We start from the raw sequence: 19,409 nt of genomic DNA on the forward strand, positions 1-19,409 counted from the left end.
TAACTTTACAGGGAAATAAAATGATCATTGAAAATCAAAAAGATGCTGAATTTTCTTCTGCTTTCAAACCTTCTCAACCCGCTCAAGCGAGCCGTTTTAAACGTTGGCTTGCGAGTATGATTAATGGGCTTGTACTTTGGATAATGGTTGGTCTCGGTTTTGCATTGGGGGATTTTGCTGGTGTAGTGGGGACGATTGTATATGCTGGTTTTCAGTTATATTTCATGAAAACTTATGGCCAGACAATGGCAAAACGCTGGTTAGGCTTGCGAGTATTTAATTATCATACTAATCAGCCTGTTGAATTTGGTAAATACATCGGCCGTGAGATTATTGATATTTTATTGGCATGGACAAGTTTCTTATTGATTATTAGCGGTATTGTTGCACTTGTGCGCGATGATCGTCGTTCTTTAACTGATTTATTGGCTGGCACAATTGTGTTAAAAGACGAAAAATAATGAATTATAAAGAATGGCTGGCACAAGCGATTGCGGATTTAGCACAAAAAAATCCCACTGAAAATAGTAAAATTGATGCGCTTGTACTTCTTCAACATGCTACTGGTAAATCGCGTACCCAAATCCTTGCTTTTGATGATACCGAGATTGATGAAAAAGTGCGGTTAAATTTGACCGCACTTTTAGATCGTCGTCTAAAAGGCGAACCTATCGCTTATATTCTTGGTGAAAAAGAATTTTGGTCGTTGACATTAAATGTTTCTGAAGGAACATTAATTCCTCGTCCAGATACTGAAATTCTCGTAGAGAAAGCATTACAAATTGCTTTGAAAAAACTGGAAAAAAATCCACAGCACTTTCGTATTCTTGATCTTGGCACAGGCACAGGCGCTATCGCGTTAGCATTAGCATCGGAGCTTTCACCTATTTGTCAAAAACGACAAATTTCATTAGAAATAATTGGTGTTGATCTTATGCCTGATGTTGTGGAGTTAGCTCAATCTAATGCAGAAAGAAATAAGTTAAATGTACAATTTTTGCAGAGCCGTTGGTTTGAAAATATAACAGGGCAGTTTGATCTTATTGTCAGCAATCCGCCTTATATTGATGCTCAAGATGAACATTTACGTCAAGGCGATGTGCGTTTTGAACCGCTTTCTGCATTAGTTGCCAATGATGCGGGTTATGCTGATTTGCGTCATATTATTGAATTAGCGCCGAGTTATTTGAATTCTAATGGCGCATTATTACTTGAACACGGATGGCAACAAGGCGAAAAAGTGCGGTCAATTTTCCAAGAAAATCATTGGGAAATGGTTGAAACCGTGCGTGATTATGGCGACAATGAGCGCGTCACTTTAGGTTTTTGGAAGAAGTAATGAAATATTATCGACGTGCGTTATACGATCAATTTGTGCATTTTTATAATACCATCTCAGATGATGGCACATCAGAAGCGCAACTTCGGGGAAAAATCGGTGGGCTTGTGCGTCGAGCGCGTAAAGAAATTTCGCCAGATTGGCCGAAAGAAGAGCAAATTCATCAGTTATTACAGTTATTTTATGGTGATTGGGGCTTTCATTGCGATCCAGAAGATTATTTTTATGCTCGCAATTTATATTTGCCTTATGTGTTTCAAAATCGTCAAGGTATGCCAGTGACTCTTGGGGCAATTGTGCTTTATTTAGCTGAGGTATTGGATTTACCGATTTACCCAGTAAATTTCCCAACACAGCTCATTTTACGTGCTGAAGTAAGAGATGAAGTGGCTTTTATTGATCCTTGGGATGGCACTTATATATCGCAAGAAAAATTACAGCAATTTTATGAAGGGGCATTTGGCTTTGGTGTGCAAATTCAACCTGAAGAACTTGATAGAGCTGATCTTTCTTTACTTTATTCTCGTTTTGAGCAACTGGCGAAGAATGCGCTCATCCGCGAAGAACATAACGACATGGCATACCGTTATATTGAGAATTTATTGATTGGCAATGATGAAGATCCTTATCACATCCGTGATCGCGGTTTAGTTTTAGCTCAGATGGGTGCTTACCTTTCGGCATTAAAAGATTTAGAATTTTTTGTGGAACGTTGTCCGGAAGACCCAACTGCGGCTTTAATCCGAACTCAACTTTTAGAACTTAAGGGCGAGATTGATAAAGATCATTTTGCCCTCCATTGATTTAAGGAAAATTTATGCAAAATAAAATTGTAAAAATCGGCAATATTGATGTTGCAAATGATAAACCTTTCGTGCTTTTTGGTGGAATGAACGTACTTGAAAGCCGAGATATGGCAATGCAAGTCTGTGAAGCTTATGTGAAAGTGACGGAGAAACTTGGCGTGCCTTACGTGTTTAAAGCTTCTTTTGACAAAGCGAATCGTTCGTCTATTCATTCTTACCGTGGCCCAGGCATGGAAGAAGGCTTAAAAATTTTCCAAGAATTAAAAGATACGTTTGGTGTAAAAATTATTACTGATGTACACGAAATCTATCAATGTCAGCCTGTTGCAGATGTTGTCGATATTATTCAACTTCCAGCCTTTTTGGCGCGTCAAACAGATCTCGTTGAAGCAATGGCAAAAACAGGCGCAGTGATTAATGTGAAAAAACCACAATTCTTAAGCCCAGGTCAAATGGGCAATATCGTCGATAAGTTTGAAGAATGTGGTAACGATAAAATCATTCTTTGTGATCGTGGAACAAACTTTGGATACGATAATTTAATTGTGGATATGCTTGGTTTCAGCGTCATGAAAAAAGCATCTAAGGGTAGCCCAGTTATTTTTGATGTAACCCATTCACTTCAATGCCGTGATCCATTTGGAGCGGCATCAGGTGGCCGTCGCGCACAAGTAACCGAACTCGCGCGTTCAGGTTTAGCGGTAGGAATTGCAGGTTTATTCTTAGAAGCGCATCCAAATCCAAATCAAGCGAAATGTGATGGCCCTTCTGCATTGCCTCTTTCTGCTCTTGAAGGCTTTGTGTCTCAAATGAAAGCGATTGATGATTTAGTAAAATCTTTCCCAGAATTGGATACTTCTATCTAAGAAAATATTTAAGCAAAAGTGCGGTTAATTTTGACCGCACTTTGATCTGCACCCCAAAACCTGGACACCTATTTTGAGGTGCAGATTATGTCCTACTCTTATCAATTTCGTTTGAAAATTATCAAACTCGTCACTGAACAGGATTATTGTATCCGTGAGGTGGCTAAACTTCATCAAATTTCCCACGTTCTCGTCATTTATTGGCTAAAAGCATTTCGGGAAAGAGGGCTTGATGGCGTAAAATCGCCTTATACAAACCTTAAAACACCGAAAATAGTGAAGCCAAAGATGAAAAAGAAAGACATTGAAATTCAAGAAACCACAGACTTTTCACCTAAAGCGTTTAAAAAGTTACAACGAGAGCTCGCACTTGGCTAGTGCGGAGATTGCCTACCTAAAGGAGTTAGAGGCGCTCGACCGTCAAAAACAGCGACAGAAAAAAGAAAAATCATTGAAAGCTTGAAGCCAAACCACGCGTTAAATGATTTATTTCGAGTGGCTAAAATGCCTCGCTCAAGCTTTTACTATAAAGAGATTAAGCGAAACTATCACGAAGCTAAAGAAGCTATTTTATCGCCGTATAAAAAGAACAAAAACCGAGATGGTTATCGCCCCATGACGCTCAAATTACGCCAAAAGGTAAAGCGGTTCAAAGTATGAGTCGCCGAGGAAATTGCTACGATAATGGGGTGATTGAAAGTTTTTTTGCGATACTAAAATCAGAGTGCTTTTACTCACGGAGTTATCATTCAATCGCTGAATTACAGGCTGAAATTGAAGAATATTTAAGTTAACTAACCTGTCCAACTTTTTTGGGGGGCAGATCGCTTTTTCCGTTAATTTTTACTTTATCCAACAGCGCTGTATAATGTCACGCTTTTGAATATAAACGATATGAGGGGGAAGCTCATGATTAAAATCGATACCTTACCGCAATTTTTGCGTAACAAAGTGGCGGAAAACGATGCCTTTGGTCTCGTGGAGGGCTTGTGCCAATTATTACGTAGCAGCTCCACAGAAAAAATTTCTCCGACCTTGCATTTGTTTAAGTTTATCTTAAAGAAAGATAAAGAATTAGGATGTTCTGTTTCGAAATTATTATGTGGTTGGTTATGTGGTTTACGCCTTTACCCCTTGTTTATTAGTAGCGGTATTCTTACACGTGGCGGTTTTGGACAGGAGATGAAAACGCGTATTTATGAGCGTTTTAACCCCTCTTTTAAAGATATTAATGATTTACGTGATATTTTTTATTTATTATTTAGCGATAAAAATGATGCACGCTGGATTGATGCCGTTCCTTTAAAAACGTGGCGAGGCGTATTTGGCGTCTTAACCCGTTGTACAGAACAAAAAGATCGTGAGCGTTTAAAAAATCATATTGAAAGTGAAGGGCTATTTGCCATTGAGATGCTTTCAATTTGGATTGCTGCTGAAGATATGGATCCTGAGCTGATGCGAATGGAGCCCTCTCTGTTGAACGCAGATTCCCCTTTTGTGGCATTACACCATGAACTGGTGAATTGGTTACAGGCGCGCCGCCAATCAACCGTTTTTGATGATAGCCATTTACAGGTAATGTTTAGCCAATGTAAAAAATTGGTTGAGCGTTTGCAAAAACGTGGAGCAGTGGTGGGTTCTTCTTTAAATACGGCTTATTTATTGGAGCGTCTTTCTCAGACCTTAGAACGATTAGAAACCTTGATGGCGATTTTTGTTTCAAATCGCTATTTACCACGCCGAATATTGTTATTAACTGGCTGTTTTGCCCGCGCAGCAGCAGAAAAACATAGCATCATCCGATTATGGAAACAAAGCTCAGGATTAATTTCACGTAGTATTACCCAAAATGCGGGCGATCACGGAGAGCATTACATTACTCGAGATAAAAAAGAGTATTGGGCAATGTTTTATTCTGCGGCAGGTGGTGGTGTATTAATTGCACTGATGGCGCTATTTAAAATCTATCTAGGCAGCATTATTGATGACAAAGTCTGGAAAGGGATTGCCGAAGGCTTAAATTACGGCTTAGGTTTTATGGTGATCTTTATGTTGCATTTTACGGTTGCAACGAAACAGCCAGCCATGACTGCAGCCCGTTTTGCTGAGGCTGTTGAGAAAACACCTCAAGGTAAAAGCGTCAATATGAAATTAGCTCAATTATTAGTGGATGTATTTCGCTCTCAAAGTATTGCGGTGCTAGGTAATGTGCTCATTGCGATGGGATTGGCTGCATTGATTGCTTTTGGTTACCAATATAAAACAGGTGAGCCGTTGATGAATGCTGATCAAATCGCTTATCAGTTGCATAGCATTGATCCTTTTGCGGGAACTTTATGGTTTGCAGCCATTGCGGGTGTATGGTTATTCTGTTCAGGGATTATTTCGGGTTATTTTGATAACCGCAGCAATTATTTGAATATGCGTATGCGTTTAACCCAACATCCGTTATTGAAAAAATTAATGTCTGAGAAATCTCGCGTTAAATTTGCTAATTATATGCATGAGAATTATGGCTCGCTTATCGGTAACCTTTGCTTTGGTATGTTACTTGGGATTACCGGTGTGGTAGGTTACTTAACGCATCTTCCGTTAGATATTCGTCATGTAGCATTTTCATCTGCGAATGTAGGCTATATTGCAGTGAGCGGACAATTCACCTATTTATTGCTTTTACAATGCATTGGTTTTGTGTTGCTGATTGGTTTAGTGAATTTAGTTGTCAGTTTTTCATTAACGCTTTGGGTTGCACTGCGTTCTTTGAATGCGGAAATTGATAGCTGGTGGCCAATTTGGTATGAAGTTTGTCAAATTGTGAAAAAACGTCCATTAAGCTTATTTCTTCCTGTTCAATTAGATAAATAATCGGCTTAAGTGATCTGCACCCCACTCTCGGACTTATCACTCAATCGCTGAATTACAGGCTGAAATTGAAGAATATTTAGTGTATTACAACTAAAAACGAATTAAACTTGCTTTCAAAGGATTGAGCCCAGTGCAATACCGAGCTCAATATTTAAGTTAACTAACCTGTCCAACTTTTGGGGGGCAGATCACTGTGTATATAAAAGTAGAAATGATGAATATCGTCTTTTTAGATAGTACGGCTATCCCGAAGCATATCCCTATTCCTCGTCCAACTTTTGCGCATACTTGGACTGAATATGAGCATACTTCTTCTGCAGAAACGATTGAACGAGCGAAAGATGCTGATATTGTTATTACGAGCAAAGTCATTTTTGATCGAGAAACGTTAAAACAATTACCTAAGTTAAAGCTAATTGCGATTACTGCAACCGGTACAAATAATGTTGATCTTGTGGCCGCAGAAGAAATGGGAATCACCGTGCGTAATGTGACAGGTTATTCCAGCACGACAGTACCAGAACATGTCATGGGATTAATTTTTGCTTTAAAACATAGTTTAGCAGGTTGGTTACGCGATCAAATGGAAGCAAAATGGTCGGAAAGTAAACAGTTTTGTTATTTTGATTACCCAATTACAGATATGCGAGGTTCGATATTAGGCGTATTTGGTAAAGGTTGCTTAGGGACAGATGTGGGGCGTTTGGCTAATGCAGTGGGAATGAAAGTGCTTTATGCAGAACATAAAGATGCCACTGTTTGCCGTGAAGGTTATACGCCCTTTGATGAAGTCTTAAAACAAGCGGATATTGTGACTTTGCATTGCCCATTAACTGAAACAACAAAGAATTTAATTAATGTAGAAACCTTATCCAAAATGAAAAAAGGTGCATTTTTGATTAATACAGGGCGTGGGCCTTTAATTGATGAATTTGCATTAGTTGATGCGTTAAAAACGGGGCATTTAGGCGGAGCGGCTTTGGATGTAATGGTAAAAGAGCCACCAGAAAAAGATAATCCGTTAATTTTAGCTGCAAAAACTATGCCTAATTTAATTATCACCCCGCATATTGCTTGGGCGAGTGATAGTGCAGTGACAACATTAGTTGGCAAAGTAATGCAAAACATCGAAGAATTTGTACAACAACTAAATCAAAAATAATGAATTTTCCTATTTCTCTTTATATTGCGCTACGTTATTGGCGTGCGAAAAGTGCGGATCGTTTTGGGCGATTAGTGACTAATCTTGCAAGCCTGGGGATTGTGCTAGGTGTGATGGCATTGATCATCGTGCTTTCTGTGATGAATGGATTAGAAGGTTACCAAAAACAGCAGGTACTATCTTCTATTCCTCATGCGATTGTGAGTGAAGAACAGCCTATTTCGACAGAAAAAACATTAGAAAATTTACCGCACTTTGTCCAAAAAGCGGTGCCGATCAATACAACAAATGTGATTTACCAAACGACAAAAGGCGTGAGTGCAGGACAAATTATTGGTATTCAATCATTTTCTGATGATCCTTTGGTTGAATCTTTTGATCAGGCTAAATTTAACGAAATTTTACCTAGTGGTGAATTTAAAGTGGTCATTGGTGATCAACTGGCGCAAAAATTGGGCGTGAATATTGGGGATAAAATCCGTTTGATGATTACGGAAAATAGCCAATATACACCATTCGGTCGGGTGCCAATGCAGCGTTTATTTACTGTTAGCGATATTTATTATGATTATGGCGAAACATCGGGTTATGAAGCCTTTGCTAATATTACAGATATTGGTCGCTTAATGCGTATTCAACCGCAGCAAGCGCAGGGCTATCGTTTATTTCTGAATGATCCGTTCCAAATTACAGAACTCCCACAATATTTCCCAACACAAAAAATCACGGATTGGCGCGTACAAAAAGGTGAATTTTTCCAAGCGGTGAGGATGGAAAAAAATATGATGGGATTGCTGATTAGTTTGATCATTGTCGTGGCGATTTCTAATATCGTGACTTCATTAAGTTTAATGGTGGTGGATAAACAAGGGGAAATTGCGATCTTGCAAACTCAGGGCTTAACAAAATCCCAAGTGCGTTCAGTGTTTATTTATCAAGGATTACTGGTGGGATTTGTTGGCACATTGCTCGGTGCTATTTTAGGTGTCTTAGTCACCTTGAACTTAACAGACATTGTAAGTGCGGTAAATCCACAAGGTGTTTTTTTACCGACAGAATTATCCTTTGTTCAAATGATTTTTGTCATTGGATTTTCCTTGTTACTTTCTTTACTTTCTACACTTTATCCCGCTTATCGAGCTGCAAAAGTAGAACCTGCCACTGCCTTGCGATACGAATAAGTTTTTTAATGGTAAATGAATGATAGATGAACAATCACTTTTAGCTTTTGATACACAACATATTTGGCATCCTTATTCTTCCGTTTCTTCTGATATGCCGCTTTATGCGGTAGAACGTGCAGATGGCGTGATGATAACCTTAAAAGATGGACGTTGTTTGATTGATGGCATGTCTTCTTGGTGGGCGGCGTTGCATGGTTATAATCACCCTCGTTTAAATGCAGCGGCACAGAATCAGTTGGCAAAAATGAGCCATATTATGTTTGGCGGTTTTACCCATGAACCCGCGGTGGAATTAGCTCAATTATTGGTACCAATTTTGCCAAATGGATTAGATAAGATCTTTTTTGCTGATAGTGGTTCTGTTGCTGTAGAAGTAGCGATGAAAATGGCTATTCAATATCAGCACGCTAAAGGGGAAGTACAACGACAAAAATTCGCCACCATCCGTTCGGGTTATCATGGTGATACTTGGAATGCGATGTCGGTGTGTGATCCAACCACAGGTATGCATCATTTATTTCATCATAGCCTGCCCGTACAATATTTCCTTCCTCAACCCAATATTCCATTTAATGAATCTTGGAATGATGGTGCCATTGAACCTTTAGCTGATTTACTTAAGAAAAAAGGTAGCGAAATCGCCGCACTTATTTTAGAGCCTGTTGTGCAAGGTGCAGGTGGTATGTATTTTTATTCGCCAACTTATTTAGTGAAAGCGCAAGCGCTTTGTAAACAATATGGTGTATTGCTAATTTTTGATGAAATAGCCACGGGTTTTGGCCGTACAGGGAAATTATTTGCTGCCGAGCATGCTGGGATTTCGCCAGATATTATGTGTATCGGTAAAGCCTTAACCGGTGGTTATTTAACTTTATCGGCAACCATTACGACCACTGAAATTGCGCAAACTATTTGTCGCGGTGAGGCTAAATGTTTTATGCATGGACCCACTTTTATGGCAAATCCGTTGGCTTGTGCGATTGCAGCAGAATCTATCCGTTTATTGTTGGAAAGCCCTTGGCAGCAAAATATTCAGCGAATTGAGCATTCCTTAAAACAACAGCTTTCGCCTTTAGCTGAAAAAGAGTATGTCAAAGAAGTTCGCGTATTAGGGGCGATTGGGGTGGTCGAAATGAAAAGTGCGGTAAATATGAAAACTTTAGTCCCACGTTTTGTGGAACAAGGTGTTTGGATTCGACCTTTCGGAAAATTGGTTTATGTGATGCCACCATTTGTGATTAAAGATGATGAACTTCAGAAATTAACAGAAGGCATGATTCTGGTTTTAACTCAGGAATATGAACATTAGGATAAAAAATGGATGCTTTTAAACAGCAACTGGAACAGCTTAGGGCACAAAATCAATATCGTTCAATTCCTGATTTAGTTCATCAAGGACGATATATTACGCGAGAAAATCGCACAATGTTGAATATGTCATCTAATGATTATTTAGGTTTGGCATCAAATGAAAACTTACGCCAGTCTTTTTTACAGCAATATGGCGGTAATTTCCCCTCTTTTACCAGTTCTTCGTCTCGTTTATTAACGGGAAATTTTCCTGTTTATACCGATCTTGAGCAGCTTATTGCTCAACGTTTCCAACGAGAAAGCGCTTTATTATTTAATAGTGGCTATCACGCCAATCTTGGTATTTTACCAGCGTTGACGACAACAAAAAGTTTAATTTTGGCAGATAAATTAGTGCATGCCAGCATGATTGATGGCATTCGTTTAAGCCAATGTGAGTTCTTTCGTTATCGTCATAATGATTATGAACATCTAAAGAGTCTGCTCGAAAAAAATACCGGAAAATTTGACCGGACTTTTATTGTGACAGAATCGGTTTTTAGTATGGATGGCGATGTAGCTGATTTGAAGTATCTTGCTCAATTAAAAAAACAGTTTCCAAATACTTATCTTTATGTGGATGAAGCCCATGCAATAGGCGTTTACGGTAAAAACGGATTAGGTATTGCTGAGCGAGCTAATGTGATAGCTGATATAGATTTATTAGTTGGCACTTTTGGCAAAGCCTTAGCTTCAATGGGGGCTTATGTCGTCTGTGATAAAATATTAAAAGAGTGCTTGATTAATCAAATGCGCCCATTGATTTTTTCAACCGCACTTCCACCATTTAATGTAGCTTGGACTCATTTTATTTTTGAACGATTACCACAACTTTCAAAAGAAAGAATGCATCTTGAGCAGTTAAGTGCATTTTTACGCCAAGAAGTGGAGCATAGAACGCAAATAATGCCAAGCCAAACTTGCATTATTCCCTATATTTTAGGTGAGAACGAAGCAACTCTTGCCAAGGCGAAAGATCTGCAAGAGGAAGGTTATTATTGCTTGCCGATTAGACCACCGACAGTACCAAAAGGTACATCCAGAATACGATTGTCTTTGACGGCAGATATGACAATGGATGAAGTAAAACAGTTTGTGGCATGCTTATAAGGAAATAATGTGAAAACGAAATTTTATGATCATCAAGGTGAGTATTTAATAGTTTATTTTGCTGGCTGGGGGACACCTCTTGATGCTGTGGCTCATTTGATTTTGCCAACAGATCATGATTTATTAATTTGCTACGATTATCAAGATTTGACGTTAGATTTTGATTTTTCTGCCTATCAGCAAATTCGTGTGGTGGCATGGTCAATGGGTGTTTGGGTGGCAGAACGAGTATTACAAGGAATCACCGTACAATCTGCCACAGCAGTGAATGGTACAGGTTTACCTTGTGATGATAGCTTCGGTATTCCCTACGCTATTTTTAAAGGTACGTTAGATAATCTCACAGAAAATACTCGTTCAAAGTTTGAACGTAGAATCTGTGGTGATAAAGTATCTTTTGAACGTTATCAACAATTTTCTGCACGACCATTTAACAAAATTCATCAAGAACTCACCGCACTTTTTGCGATGATTCAGCAGGATAAACGCACAGATCTTATTCACTGGACAAATGCATGGGTTAGTTCTCGCGATAAAATTTTTATGCCGGCTAATCAGCACCAATATTGGGCATCGCGTTGTGCGATTCGGGAAATAGAGGGGGAGCATTATGTGTTTTCAAGATTTACCCACTGGTCGGCATTATGGAATCATTAACTTCTGTAGATAAATTGCGCATTCAACACGCCTTCCAAAAAGCCTTAAATAGCTATGATGAACATGCGTTAATTCAACAAAAAATGAATATTAAGTTAATGATGCATTTACAAGACTATTTACCAAATGGGCCACTAGATAGCGTTTTGGAACTCGGTTGTGGTTCTGGTATGTTGAGTTCATTGTTGCAAAAACAGATTTCAGCCAATTATTGGTTATTTAATGATTTGTGCGATGTGCGCTCTCTACTCGCTGAAAAGCTGATTCAACCTTTTGATTTTTATTGTGGTGATGCAGAGAACTTTCCTTTTCAACAACAATTTGATTTGATTGCAAGTGCATCAGCTATACAGTGGTTCCATCATCCTGACAATTTTATTTCCCATTGTAAAACAGGATTGAAACCTAATGGTTTATTGGCGATTACGGGCTTTGGTGAAGATAATTTAAAAGAGATTCGCCAAATGACTAATGTGGGGTTAAGTTATCCGAATTTATCTCAATGGCAAAATTGGTTAGCCAATGATTTTGATCTTTTATGGCATGACGATGTTAATGTAATACTAGAGTTTGATACGCCATTGGATGTACTCAAACATCTGAAATATACCGGTGTAACAGCGACTAACCAGAAAAATTGGACAAGAAAAAATCTCAACAAATTTATTGATGATTACTTACAGGCTTTTATGTTGCCATCGGGTAAAGTGCAGTTAACTTATCATCCATTGTTTTTTATCGCACGTTATTCTCGTGCTAGAAATCAGTAAGGCGTATTTATGGGCAAGGTTATTTTTGTATCGGGCATTGATACCGATGTAGGTAAAACGGTTGCAACAGGCATTTATGCTAAAAAGTTGATGGAGCAAGGCTTTTCCGTTATTACACAAAAAATGATTCAAACAGGCTGTAAAAATATTGCTGATGATTTGCTTGTACATCGAAAGATTCAAGGCATTGATTTGACGGAAGAAGATTTACAAGGCGAAACCTGCCCTTATCTTTTTGAATATCCTTGTTCTCCTCATTTAGCGGCAAAGCTCGAAGGGCGAGAAATTAATGAAAAAATTATTGAAAAATCCACCGCACTTTTGGCAGAAAAATATGATTGTGTATTGTTGGAGGGGGCGGGAGGATTAATGGTGCCTTATTGTGACGATGCGACGACGTTAGATTATATCCAGTCAAACAATTACCCTTTGATTTTGGTGACATCGGGAAAATTAGGTAGCATCAACCACACATTATTAAGTTTAGAGGCTTGCCGTTCCCATGGGGTGTCAGTGTTAAGCGTGATGTATAATGGTTATCCGGAATATGATCCAATCATTAGTCAAGAGACACAAGGCTATTTAAAAGGTTATCTTAAAAGATATTTTCCTGAGACGGGATTTGAATACTTTGGGCGCATTGAAATTTAAGCTCAGGGAAAAGTGTGATAGACTCGAGCAAGTTTTTAATGAGATGATTTGCTGCTAAAGTGCGGTTAAAACGAGTAAAAAATGAATAACTATTTATTAAAATGCGAAAACATCAATAAATTTTATCAAGAAGGTGAAAATCAAACGCAAGTGTTAAAAGGCGTTTCTTTTTCTATGGAACCTGCAGAGTTGGTGGCGATTGTGGGGAGTTCAGGTTCAGGAAAAAGTACTTTATTGCATACTTTAGGGGGACTTGATCAGCCAAGTAGTGGGGAAGTGTTTATTAATGGACAATCCTTGCAAAAAGCATCGGCTAATGAATTAGCTGCTTTGCGTAATCGCTATTTAGGATTTGTGTATCAATTCCATCATTTAATGGCAGATTTTACCGCACTTGAAAATGTGATGATGCCGATGTTGATTGGTCATCAAAATAAAACAGAAGCGAAAGATCGTGCCGAAAAAATGCTAAGTGCGGTGGGATTAAGTCATAGAATTACGCATCGTCCTTCTGCGCTTTCTGGGGGGGAACGTCAGCGCGTGGCGATTGCGCGTGCTTTAGTGAATAATCCATCGTTAGTTTTAGCGGATGAGCCAACAGGGAATCTTGATCACAAGACCACAGAAAGCATTTTTGAACTCATTCAACAACTTAACCAAGAGCAAAATATCGCTTTTTTATTAGTTACTCACGATATGGGACTTGCTGAAAAATTATCACGCCGTTTAGTTATGCAAGATGGTATTTTGAAGGAAGGTGCATAATGAATACGCCTTTTTTCATTAGTTGGCGTTATCAACGTGGCAAGCAGAAAAATCCTTTAGTTGCATTAATTGCAAAATTTTCAGCTATCGGTATTGCGCTGGGTGTTGCTGTTTTAATTGTTGGTTTAAGTGCGATGAATGGTTTTGAGCGTGAGCTTAACCAACGAATTCTTGCAGTAGTTCCCCATTCAGAGATTTTATCTGCGCCCAATGCGACGGATCCAACCATTCACCATTGGCAAAATTTAGAAAAACGCTTACAACAAAATGCCCAAATTAAAGGTATTTCTCCTTTTGTTAGCTTTACTGCATTGGTAGAAAATGGCTCAAAACTGAAAGTGGTTCAGGTGAAGGGCATTGAAAAACAAGCAGAAGATCGCGTGAGCTCTCTTGGTAATTTCGTACAAGAGCAAGGCTGGGATAAATTTGGGAAAGAAGGTGGATTAGTCTTGGGATCAGGTATTGCTAGAGAACTCGATGTAAAAGCGGGTGATTGGGTTACCTTACTTATTTCTCAGCAAAACGGCGATGAACAACTTGCTCAACCAACTCGTGAACGCGTGCAAGTCACTGCAATTTTGCGTTTAGATGGACAACTTGATTATAGTTATGCCTTATTGCCGCTTGCTCAAGCACAAGAATTTTTGACTTATAAATCTGATCAAATAACAGGTGTTGAATTGAAATTAGATGATCCTTTTTCTGTGAAAAATCTGGATTTATCTATGCTTAATGATTATCCGCAGATGCTTTATATTCAAAATTGGATTGGTAAATTTGGTTATATGTATCGTGATATTCAACTTATTAGAACAGTGATGTACATCGCCATGGTGCTCGTGATTGGGGTAGCATGTTTTAATATCGTTTCTACGTTGATTATGGCGGTAAAAGATAAGCAGGGTGATATTGCTATTATGCGCACGCTTGGGGCGAACAATGCGTTCATTAAACGTATTTTTATTTGGTATGGCTTACAGGCAGGAATGAAAGGTTGCTTAATTGGTATTGTGTTAGGCATTATACTTGCACTAAATCTTACAACCTTTATTCAAGGCATTGAGTGGGTTATCGGTAAGAAATTATTATCGGGCGATGTGTATTTTGTCGATTTTTTGCCAAGCGAGTTACATTGGTTGGATGTTTTGATGGTTTTAGTTGCAGCTCTAGTATTGAGTTTAATTGCTAGTCTTTATCCAGCAAGTAGGGCCGCTAAATTACAACCAGCCCAGGTATTAAGTAGCCATTAATTTTGTGAATACCGCATGAAAGTGCGGTATTTTTTTGTCTTTTATTCACTCAATATTTCACTTTATTCAGCTTGCAAGCATGCGCCAAAGATAGTTTAATAGAGAATCTGTAGGTTTTATTCTTAAAAAAATACAACGAACTAGTTTACTAGTACAAGAAATAGGTGTAGATTACCTACATAATTAAAACACAACGTTTGAAAGTTTGAGAGTGATATATGGCTAAAGAGAAAATTGAAATTGTCGTGGCAAACGACGATACGCGAATTGAAAAAGTCGATCAGGTGTTACCACCCATTGCCTTATTAGAAAAATACCCAGCTAGTGAACATGCAGCGGCATTAGTGAAGCAAACCCGTCATGAGGCACATAATATTATTCATGGTAAAGATGATCGTTTATTAGTGATTATCGGTCCTTGCTCTATTCATGATCCTAAAGCGGCAATTGAGTATGCAAACCGTTTAAAACCATTACGTGAAAAATATAAAGATAGCCTTGAAATTATTATGCGTGTGTATTTTGAAAAACCACGTACAACGGTGGGCTGGAAAGGTTTAATTAACGATCCGTATTTAAATGATACTTATCGTTTAAATGATGGTTTACGCATTGCACGAAAATTACTTTCTGATATTAATGATTTAGGTGTGCCATCTGCTGGCGAATTTTTAGATATGATCACGCCACAATATGTTGCAGATTTTATGAGCTGGGGCGCAATTGGTGCTCGCACGACTGAATCACAAGTTCACCGTGAGTTAGCTTCAGGTTTATCTTGTGCTGTTGGATTTAAAAATGCAACCAATGGAGGAGTGAAAGTCGCTTTAGATGCAATTGGCGCAGCAGAAGCACCTCATTATTTCTTATCTGTCACTAAATTTGGTCACTCTGCAATTGTTTCAACTAAGGGAAATGAAGATTGCCATATTATTCTACGTGGCGGAGATAAAGGACCAAACTTCAATGCTGAAGATGTGGCAAAAGTGTGTGCAGATATTGAGAAATCTGGCCGAATCCCTCATGTAATGATTGATTTCAGCCATGCAAATAGCTGTAAACAATTTAAAAAACAAATGGACGTTTGCCAAGATGTATGTAATCAAATTGCATCTGGTTCTAAACAAATCTTTGGCGTAATGGTGGAAAGCCATTTAGTGGAAGGTCGTCAAGATTTAGTTGATGGCAAAGCACAGACTTATGGACAAAGTATTACGGATGCATGCATTGGATGGGAAGATTCTGAAAGATTATTGCAACAACTTTCTGATGCAATTATTGCTAGACGTACGACGAGTAATTAATTGAAATATAATCTAGATACTAGATAGAAGTGCGGTTGATTTTCACCGCACTTTTTTATTTTGCCTTTAACTACGCAGTCCATTTCATTTTATCGCGACGTTTCATTTGATGAATCGTATTGGTTACTGTGCCGACAATAGGTAAATTCGACCAATCTTTGGTATTTATATTTGGTGTGGTGGAATCCAATGCCATGAAAAGGTAATTGCCGTTATTCGCCATAAATTCATAGACATGAAATTCGTTATTTTCTTCTAGTACAACAAGATCACCTGAATAAAGATCGTCATTTTTTTCAACGACTAGCATATCTCCACTTTCAATTCCCCAAGCTAACATATTTGGATTGGTTACATGAATAAAACAAGTTTGCTTTGGACGTTTAATACAATAAAGATTCAAGTCTAGTTTTTTATTGAATTTAAGGGTGTCATCCATATCACTGAAAAAGGGGAGTGGATTATAAGAAAAATCCATTTCATATTGCGCAGTCAAAGTTTGGTTGTTCATTCTCTTATCTCCTGTTAAATAATATGGATAAATAACCTTTTACCCTGTTTTTTTGTACAGTTAAATTTTACTGGTTTTTCATACAGGGTGTCAATAGGTTAAATAAAAAATTTTTTTATAAGTATGTTTTTAGAAAATATCTAACAAATTTAGAAAAAAGTTCACTTATTGGATAAAAAATAACAAAAAATATTTTCTTTCGATAAGAATTTACGCTATCTTTAATTCCCTTGTAGGTGGATTGGTAACAATCTGAAGTTAAATTTATTAAAAAGAAAGATAAAAGTATGAACACATCTCGTTTATTTCGTCTGTTATTCCAGGGCAATTTAGTAAAAAGAATTGCAACTGGTTTAGTTCTAGGGATCATTATTGCGCTTGTTGGACCTGCACTTGAAGGTGCTTTAGGTTTTAATATTGCGGAAAAAGTAGGCGTTTTAGGTACCATCTTTGTTAAAGCGTTGCGTGCTGTTGCGCCAATTTTGATTTTCTTCCTTGTTATGGCTGCGCTTGCAAACCGTAAGATTGGTACGAAAAGCAACATGAAAGAAATCATTGTGCTTTACCTTCTTGGTACATTCTTGGCAGCGATTGTTGCAGTTATTGCGGGTTTCGTATTCCCAACGGAAGTGGTTCTTGCAACCAAAGAAGATGCAAGCTCAGCGCCGCAAGCTGTTGGCCAAGTTTTATTTACCCTTATCTTAAATGTGGTAGATAATCCATTAAATGCGATTTTCAAAGCAAACTTTATTGGTGTATTAGCATGGTCTATCGGTTTAGGTTTGGCGTTACGTCATGCATCTGATGCAACTAAGAACGTATTATCTGATTTCGCTGAAGGCGTATCAAAAATTGTTCACGTCATTATTTCTTTTGCGCCATTTGGTGTATTCGGTTTAGTGGCTGAAACCTTATCTGATAAAGGTTTAGTCGCATTAGGAGGTTATGTGCAATTACTTGCAGTATTAATCGGTACAATGTTATTCACTGCTTTTGTTATTAACCCTGCATTAGTTTATTGGAAAATTCGTCGTAATCCGTACCCATTAGTATGGACTTGTGTACGCGAAAGTGGTGTAACTGCATTCTTCACACGTAGTTCTGCGGCAAATATCCCAGTGAATATTGAATTAGCAAAACGTTTAAACCTTGATGAAGAAACTTATTCTGTTTCTATTCCATTGGGTGCGAACATCAATATGGCGGGTGCTGCAATCACGATTACTATTTTAACTTTAGCAGCAGTACACACATTAGGTGTGGAAGTATCTTTTGTTAGTGCGATTTTATTAAGTATCGTCGCTTCTCTTTGTGCTTGCGGTGCATCTGGTGTGGCGGGTGGTTCATTATTATTAATCCCATTAGCATGTAGCTTATTTGGTATTTCTGATGATGTCGCTGCACAAATGATCGGTGTTGGTTTCATTATCGGTATTTTACAAGACTCAACTGAAACGGCATTAAACTCATCAACTGACGTATTATTTACTGCGGCAGTATGTATGGAAGAAGAACGTAAAAACGCAGCATAATGATGATGCAAATAAGAGAGCGGGCTATGCCCGCTTTTTTTATGTGATTTTATATGCAAAGTGCGGTCTATTTTGATAGACTTCTGCCACGTCTTATTTCCCTACAAATAGATAAGAAAAATGAACCACTTAATTATTTTTGCTCATCCTAATTCAGCGCGTAGTTTTGGACGAGCGATTGCCAATCGTATTGAGCAAATCAGTCAAGAGAAGGGGGTAAATGTATTTTTTCGTGATCTTTATGAAATGAATTTCAATCCAATTTTATCTCATGAAGAATTGCAGAATGCTAACAAAGGTATTATTCCAGAAGATATTCAGCAAGAGCATGATTTTATCCTTCAAGCGGATTTAATTACGTTGGTTTATCCCCTTTGGTGGATGGGGTTTCCATCAATATTAAAAGGTTATTTGGATCGCGTATTAAGTCATGGCTTTGCCTATAAAACGGAAAACGGCGAATCAGTGGGTTTGCTCAAAAATAAGCAAATGCAGCAATTTATTACGATTGGCAGTAATGTTGATAAATATAAAGAATTTGGTGTGGATAAATCGCTTAATCATTGTTTAATTAATGGATTATTTAATTACTGTGGCATTGAAAATGTTGAGTTTGAATTATTCGGTGATATTCATTTAATTGATGATGAGGCGCGTAAAGCAATGATTGAACTTGCCGCTCAAAAAACAAAAGAAAAATTGACCGCACTTTTAAAGGAAAAAGCGTAATGTCTGAAAAAAAAATTAATAATTTTTCATTAATTAGTCGATTATTCGGTAATCTTTTTTATCGTTCTCCTACCGATGAAGTGCTAGCAGGCGCATTTGCTTGGTTACAACAAAAAGGTTTGAGTCAAGTTTGGGCGTTAGATACTGATAAAGAAAGTGAATTAGCTCTGAATAGCCTACAAGCTAAAATTGATCTCGATTTATTGAACGAAGAGTATCAAAAATTGTTTGGTACCAATGGCAAAGTCATGACCGCTATTTCAGCTTATGGCATTGATGTTGAAGAATTTGTGAATTTTCGCCTTGTACGCAATATGCCAGAGGTGGAAAGTGCGGATCATTTTGCTTTATTATTGCTAACAGCCTCTTGGCTTGAAGATAATTCGGATTCTTTAGTGGCTCAGCAAGAATTCTTTGAAACCTTTTTATTGCCTTGTGCAGCGAAGTTTTTAACTCAAGTAGAAAATCAAGCAACTTTGCCTTTTTATCGTGCATTAGCCCTTCTTACACGAGAAATATTGGCAGCAATGGCGGATGAATTGGAAGAAGAATAGGCAA

The 19,409-nt window shown here is 38.0% G+C and carries 19 protein-coding genes and 3 pseudogenes; 21 read left to right on the forward strand and 1 reads right to left on the reverse strand.

Annotated elements, in window-relative coordinates:
* Nucleotides 1-20 precede the first annotated feature (20 nt).
* The 18 genes and pseudogenes from AAX15_RS04800 (at nucleotide 21) to aroG (ending at nucleotide 16,079) form a co-directional block, all read left to right on the forward strand.
* Nucleotides 21-461 carry an RDD family protein gene (locus tag AAX15_RS04800; protein WP_046939362.1) on the forward strand — a complete coding sequence of 147 codons (441 nt, stop codon included), beginning with the start codon at nucleotides 21-23 and terminating at the stop codon, nucleotides 459-461.
* Entirely contained in the window at nucleotides 461-1,339 is an 879-nt protein-coding gene (prmC, locus tag AAX15_RS04805; protein ID WP_046939363.1) for a peptide chain release factor N(5)-glutamine methyltransferase, read from the forward strand. Before AAX15_RS04800 ends, prmC begins: the two co-directional genes overlap by 1 nt.
* On the forward strand, nucleotides 1,339-2,142 hold the full coding sequence (locus AAX15_RS04810; protein ID WP_046939364.1) for a SirB1 family protein: 804 nt from the start codon (nucleotides 1,339-1,341) through the stop codon (nucleotides 2,140-2,142). The genes prmC and AAX15_RS04810 overlap by 1 nt, the downstream gene beginning before the upstream one ends.
* A 14-nt stretch (nucleotides 2,143-2,156) precedes the next feature.
* Entirely contained in the window at nucleotides 2,157-3,011 is an 855-nt protein-coding gene (gene kdsA / locus AAX15_RS04815; RefSeq protein ID WP_046939365.1) for a 3-deoxy-8-phosphooctulonate synthase, read from the forward strand.
* An 87-nt stretch (nucleotides 3,012-3,098) separates the two neighbouring features.
* Nucleotides 3,099-3,474, forward strand: a pseudogene (locus AAX15_RS04820) (transposase).
* Between the two features lie 184 nt (nucleotides 3,475-3,658).
* Nucleotides 3,659-3,799: pseudogene (locus AAX15_RS09320) on the forward strand (integrase core domain-containing protein); the annotation flags it as partial.
* A gap of 121 nt (nucleotides 3,800-3,920) precedes the next feature.
* Nucleotides 3,921-5,876 (forward strand): site-specific recombinase, encoded by a 1,956-nt coding sequence (locus tag AAX15_RS04825; RefSeq protein ID WP_046939367.1) that lies wholly within the window; start codon nucleotides 3,921-3,923, stop codon nucleotides 5,874-5,876.
* Between the two features lie 61 nt (nucleotides 5,877-5,937).
* Nucleotides 5,938-6,036, forward strand: a pseudogene (locus AAX15_RS09720) (IS3 family transposase); the annotation flags it as partial.
* 54 nt (nucleotides 6,037-6,090) lie between these two features.
* On the forward strand, nucleotides 6,091-7,038 hold the full coding sequence (locus tag AAX15_RS04830) for a 2-hydroxyacid dehydrogenase (protein ID WP_046939368.1): 948 nt from the start codon (nucleotides 6,091-6,093) through the stop codon (nucleotides 7,036-7,038).
* Nucleotides 7,038-8,219, forward strand: a complete 1,182-nt coding sequence (locus tag AAX15_RS04835; RefSeq protein WP_046939369.1) for a lipoprotein-releasing ABC transporter permease subunit — start codon at nucleotides 7,038-7,040, stop codon at nucleotides 8,217-8,219. The genes AAX15_RS04830 and AAX15_RS04835 overlap by 1 nt, the downstream gene beginning before the upstream one ends.
* A gap of 22 nt (nucleotides 8,220-8,241) precedes the next feature.
* Complete coding sequence (bioA, locus tag AAX15_RS04840; protein ID WP_413540588.1) at nucleotides 8,242-9,531, forward strand: adenosylmethionine--8-amino-7-oxononanoate transaminase; 1,290 nt, start codon at nucleotides 8,242-8,244, stop codon at nucleotides 9,529-9,531.
* Between the two features lie 8 nt (nucleotides 9,532-9,539).
* Nucleotides 9,540-10,682 (forward strand): 8-amino-7-oxononanoate synthase, encoded by a 1,143-nt coding sequence (gene bioF / locus AAX15_RS04845; RefSeq protein WP_046939371.1) that lies wholly within the window; start codon nucleotides 9,540-9,542, stop codon nucleotides 10,680-10,682.
* 9 nt (nucleotides 10,683-10,691) lie between these two features.
* Nucleotides 10,692-11,339, forward strand: coding sequence for a DUF452 family protein (locus AAX15_RS04850; RefSeq protein ID WP_046939372.1), 648 nt, complete (start codon nucleotides 10,692-10,694; stop codon nucleotides 11,337-11,339).
* Nucleotides 11,327-12,109 (forward strand): malonyl-ACP O-methyltransferase BioC, encoded by a 783-nt coding sequence (gene bioC, locus AAX15_RS04855; protein WP_046939373.1) that lies wholly within the window; start codon nucleotides 11,327-11,329, stop codon nucleotides 12,107-12,109. Before AAX15_RS04850 ends, bioC begins: the two co-directional genes overlap by 13 nt.
* Before the next feature lie 9 nt (nucleotides 12,110-12,118).
* Nucleotides 12,119-12,760 (forward strand): dethiobiotin synthase, encoded by a 642-nt coding sequence (gene bioD, locus AAX15_RS04860; protein ID WP_046939374.1) that lies wholly within the window; start codon nucleotides 12,119-12,121, stop codon nucleotides 12,758-12,760.
* 81 nt (nucleotides 12,761-12,841) lie between these two features.
* Nucleotides 12,842-13,525, forward strand: a complete 684-nt coding sequence (gene lolD, locus AAX15_RS04865; protein ID WP_046939375.1) for a lipoprotein-releasing ABC transporter ATP-binding protein LolD — start codon at nucleotides 12,842-12,844, stop codon at nucleotides 13,523-13,525.
* On the forward strand, nucleotides 13,525-14,775 hold the full coding sequence (gene lolE / locus AAX15_RS04870) for a lipoprotein-releasing ABC transporter permease subunit LolE (RefSeq protein WP_046939376.1): 1,251 nt from the start codon (nucleotides 13,525-13,527) through the stop codon (nucleotides 14,773-14,775). The genes lolD and lolE overlap by 1 nt, the downstream gene beginning before the upstream one ends.
* A gap of 218 nt (nucleotides 14,776-14,993) precedes the next feature.
* Nucleotides 14,994-16,079, forward strand: a complete 1,086-nt coding sequence (gene aroG, locus AAX15_RS04875) for a 3-deoxy-7-phosphoheptulonate synthase AroG (RefSeq protein ID WP_046939377.1) — start codon at nucleotides 14,994-14,996, stop codon at nucleotides 16,077-16,079.
* 70 nt (nucleotides 16,080-16,149) lie between these two features.
* On the opposite strand, the gene AAX15_RS04880 is transcribed toward aroG, so the two are convergent.
* The gene (locus AAX15_RS04880) at nucleotides 16,150-16,590 is read right to left on the reverse strand and encodes a LexA family protein (RefSeq protein WP_046939378.1); all 441 of its coding nucleotides are present in this window, start codon (nucleotides 16,588-16,590) and stop codon (nucleotides 16,150-16,152) included.
* Between the two features lie 287 nt (nucleotides 16,591-16,877).
* Between AAX15_RS04880 and sstT the strand changes: the two genes are divergently transcribed.
* From sstT to AAX15_RS04895, 3 genes are all read left to right on the forward strand, one after another.
* Nucleotides 16,878-18,122, forward strand: a complete 1,245-nt coding sequence (gene sstT, locus AAX15_RS04885; RefSeq protein WP_009500594.1) for a serine/threonine transporter SstT — start codon at nucleotides 16,878-16,880, stop codon at nucleotides 18,120-18,122.
* 120 nt (nucleotides 18,123-18,242) lie between these two features.
* A complete protein-coding gene (locus AAX15_RS04890) occupies nucleotides 18,243-18,851 on the forward strand; it encodes an NAD(P)H-dependent oxidoreductase (protein ID WP_046939379.1) in 609 nt (202 codons plus the stop codon).
* Nucleotides 18,851-19,405 carry a TorD/DmsD family molecular chaperone gene (locus AAX15_RS04895; protein ID WP_046939380.1) on the forward strand — a complete coding sequence of 185 codons (555 nt, stop codon included), beginning with the start codon at nucleotides 18,851-18,853 and terminating at the stop codon, nucleotides 19,403-19,405. The genes AAX15_RS04890 and AAX15_RS04895 overlap by 1 nt, the downstream gene beginning before the upstream one ends.
* The last annotated feature ends 4 nt before the right edge of the window (nucleotides 19,406-19,409 follow it).

The sequence above is a fragment of the Haemophilus haemolyticus genome (assembly GCF_001008275.1).
Taxonomy (GTDB): Bacteria; Pseudomonadota; Gammaproteobacteria; order Enterobacterales; family Pasteurellaceae; genus Haemophilus; species Haemophilus haemolyticus_P.

Coding starts and splice junctions, on each gene's coding strand:
- AAX15_RS04830 (WP_046939368.1), top strand. CDS start 6,091: ATGAATATCGTCTTTTTAGATAGTACGGCTATCCCGAAGCATATCCCT.
- sstT (WP_009500594.1), top strand. CDS start 16,878: ATGAACACATCTCGTTTATTTCGTCTGTTATTCCAGGGCAATTTAGTA.
- kdsA (WP_046939365.1), top strand. CDS start 2,157: ATGCAAAATAAAATTGTAAAAATCGGCAATATTGATGTTGCAAATGAT.
- AAX15_RS04890 (WP_046939379.1), top strand. CDS start 18,243: ATGAACCACTTAATTATTTTTGCTCATCCTAATTCAGCGCGTAGTTTT.
- AAX15_RS04835 (WP_046939369.1), top strand. CDS start 7,038: ATGAATTTTCCTATTTCTCTTTATATTGCGCTACGTTATTGGCGTGCG.
- lolE (WP_046939376.1), top strand. CDS start 13,525: ATGAATACGCCTTTTTTCATTAGTTGGCGTTATCAACGTGGCAAGCAG.
- bioC (WP_046939373.1), top strand. CDS start 11,327: ATGGAATCATTAACTTCTGTAGATAAATTGCGCATTCAACACGCCTTC.
- AAX15_RS04800 (WP_046939362.1), top strand. CDS start 21: ATGATCATTGAAAATCAAAAAGATGCTGAATTTTCTTCTGCTTTCAAA.
- AAX15_RS04825 (WP_046939367.1), top strand. CDS start 3,921: ATGATTAAAATCGATACCTTACCGCAATTTTTGCGTAACAAAGTGGCG.
- lolD (WP_046939375.1), top strand. CDS start 12,842: ATGAATAACTATTTATTAAAATGCGAAAACATCAATAAATTTTATCAA.
- aroG (WP_046939377.1), top strand. CDS start 14,994: ATGGCTAAAGAGAAAATTGAAATTGTCGTGGCAAACGACGATACGCGA.
- AAX15_RS04895 (WP_046939380.1), top strand. CDS start 18,851: ATGTCTGAAAAAAAAATTAATAATTTTTCATTAATTAGTCGATTATTC.
- bioF (WP_046939371.1), top strand. CDS start 9,540: ATGGATGCTTTTAAACAGCAACTGGAACAGCTTAGGGCACAAAATCAA.
- AAX15_RS04810 (WP_046939364.1), top strand. CDS start 1,339: ATGAAATATTATCGACGTGCGTTATACGATCAATTTGTGCATTTTTAT.
- bioD (WP_046939374.1), top strand. CDS start 12,119: ATGGGCAAGGTTATTTTTGTATCGGGCATTGATACCGATGTAGGTAAA.
- prmC (WP_046939363.1), top strand. CDS start 461: ATGAATTATAAAGAATGGCTGGCACAAGCGATTGCGGATTTAGCACAA.
- AAX15_RS04880 (WP_046939378.1), bottom strand. CDS start 16,590: ATGAACAACCAAACTTTGACTGCGCAATATGAAATGGATTTTTCTTAT.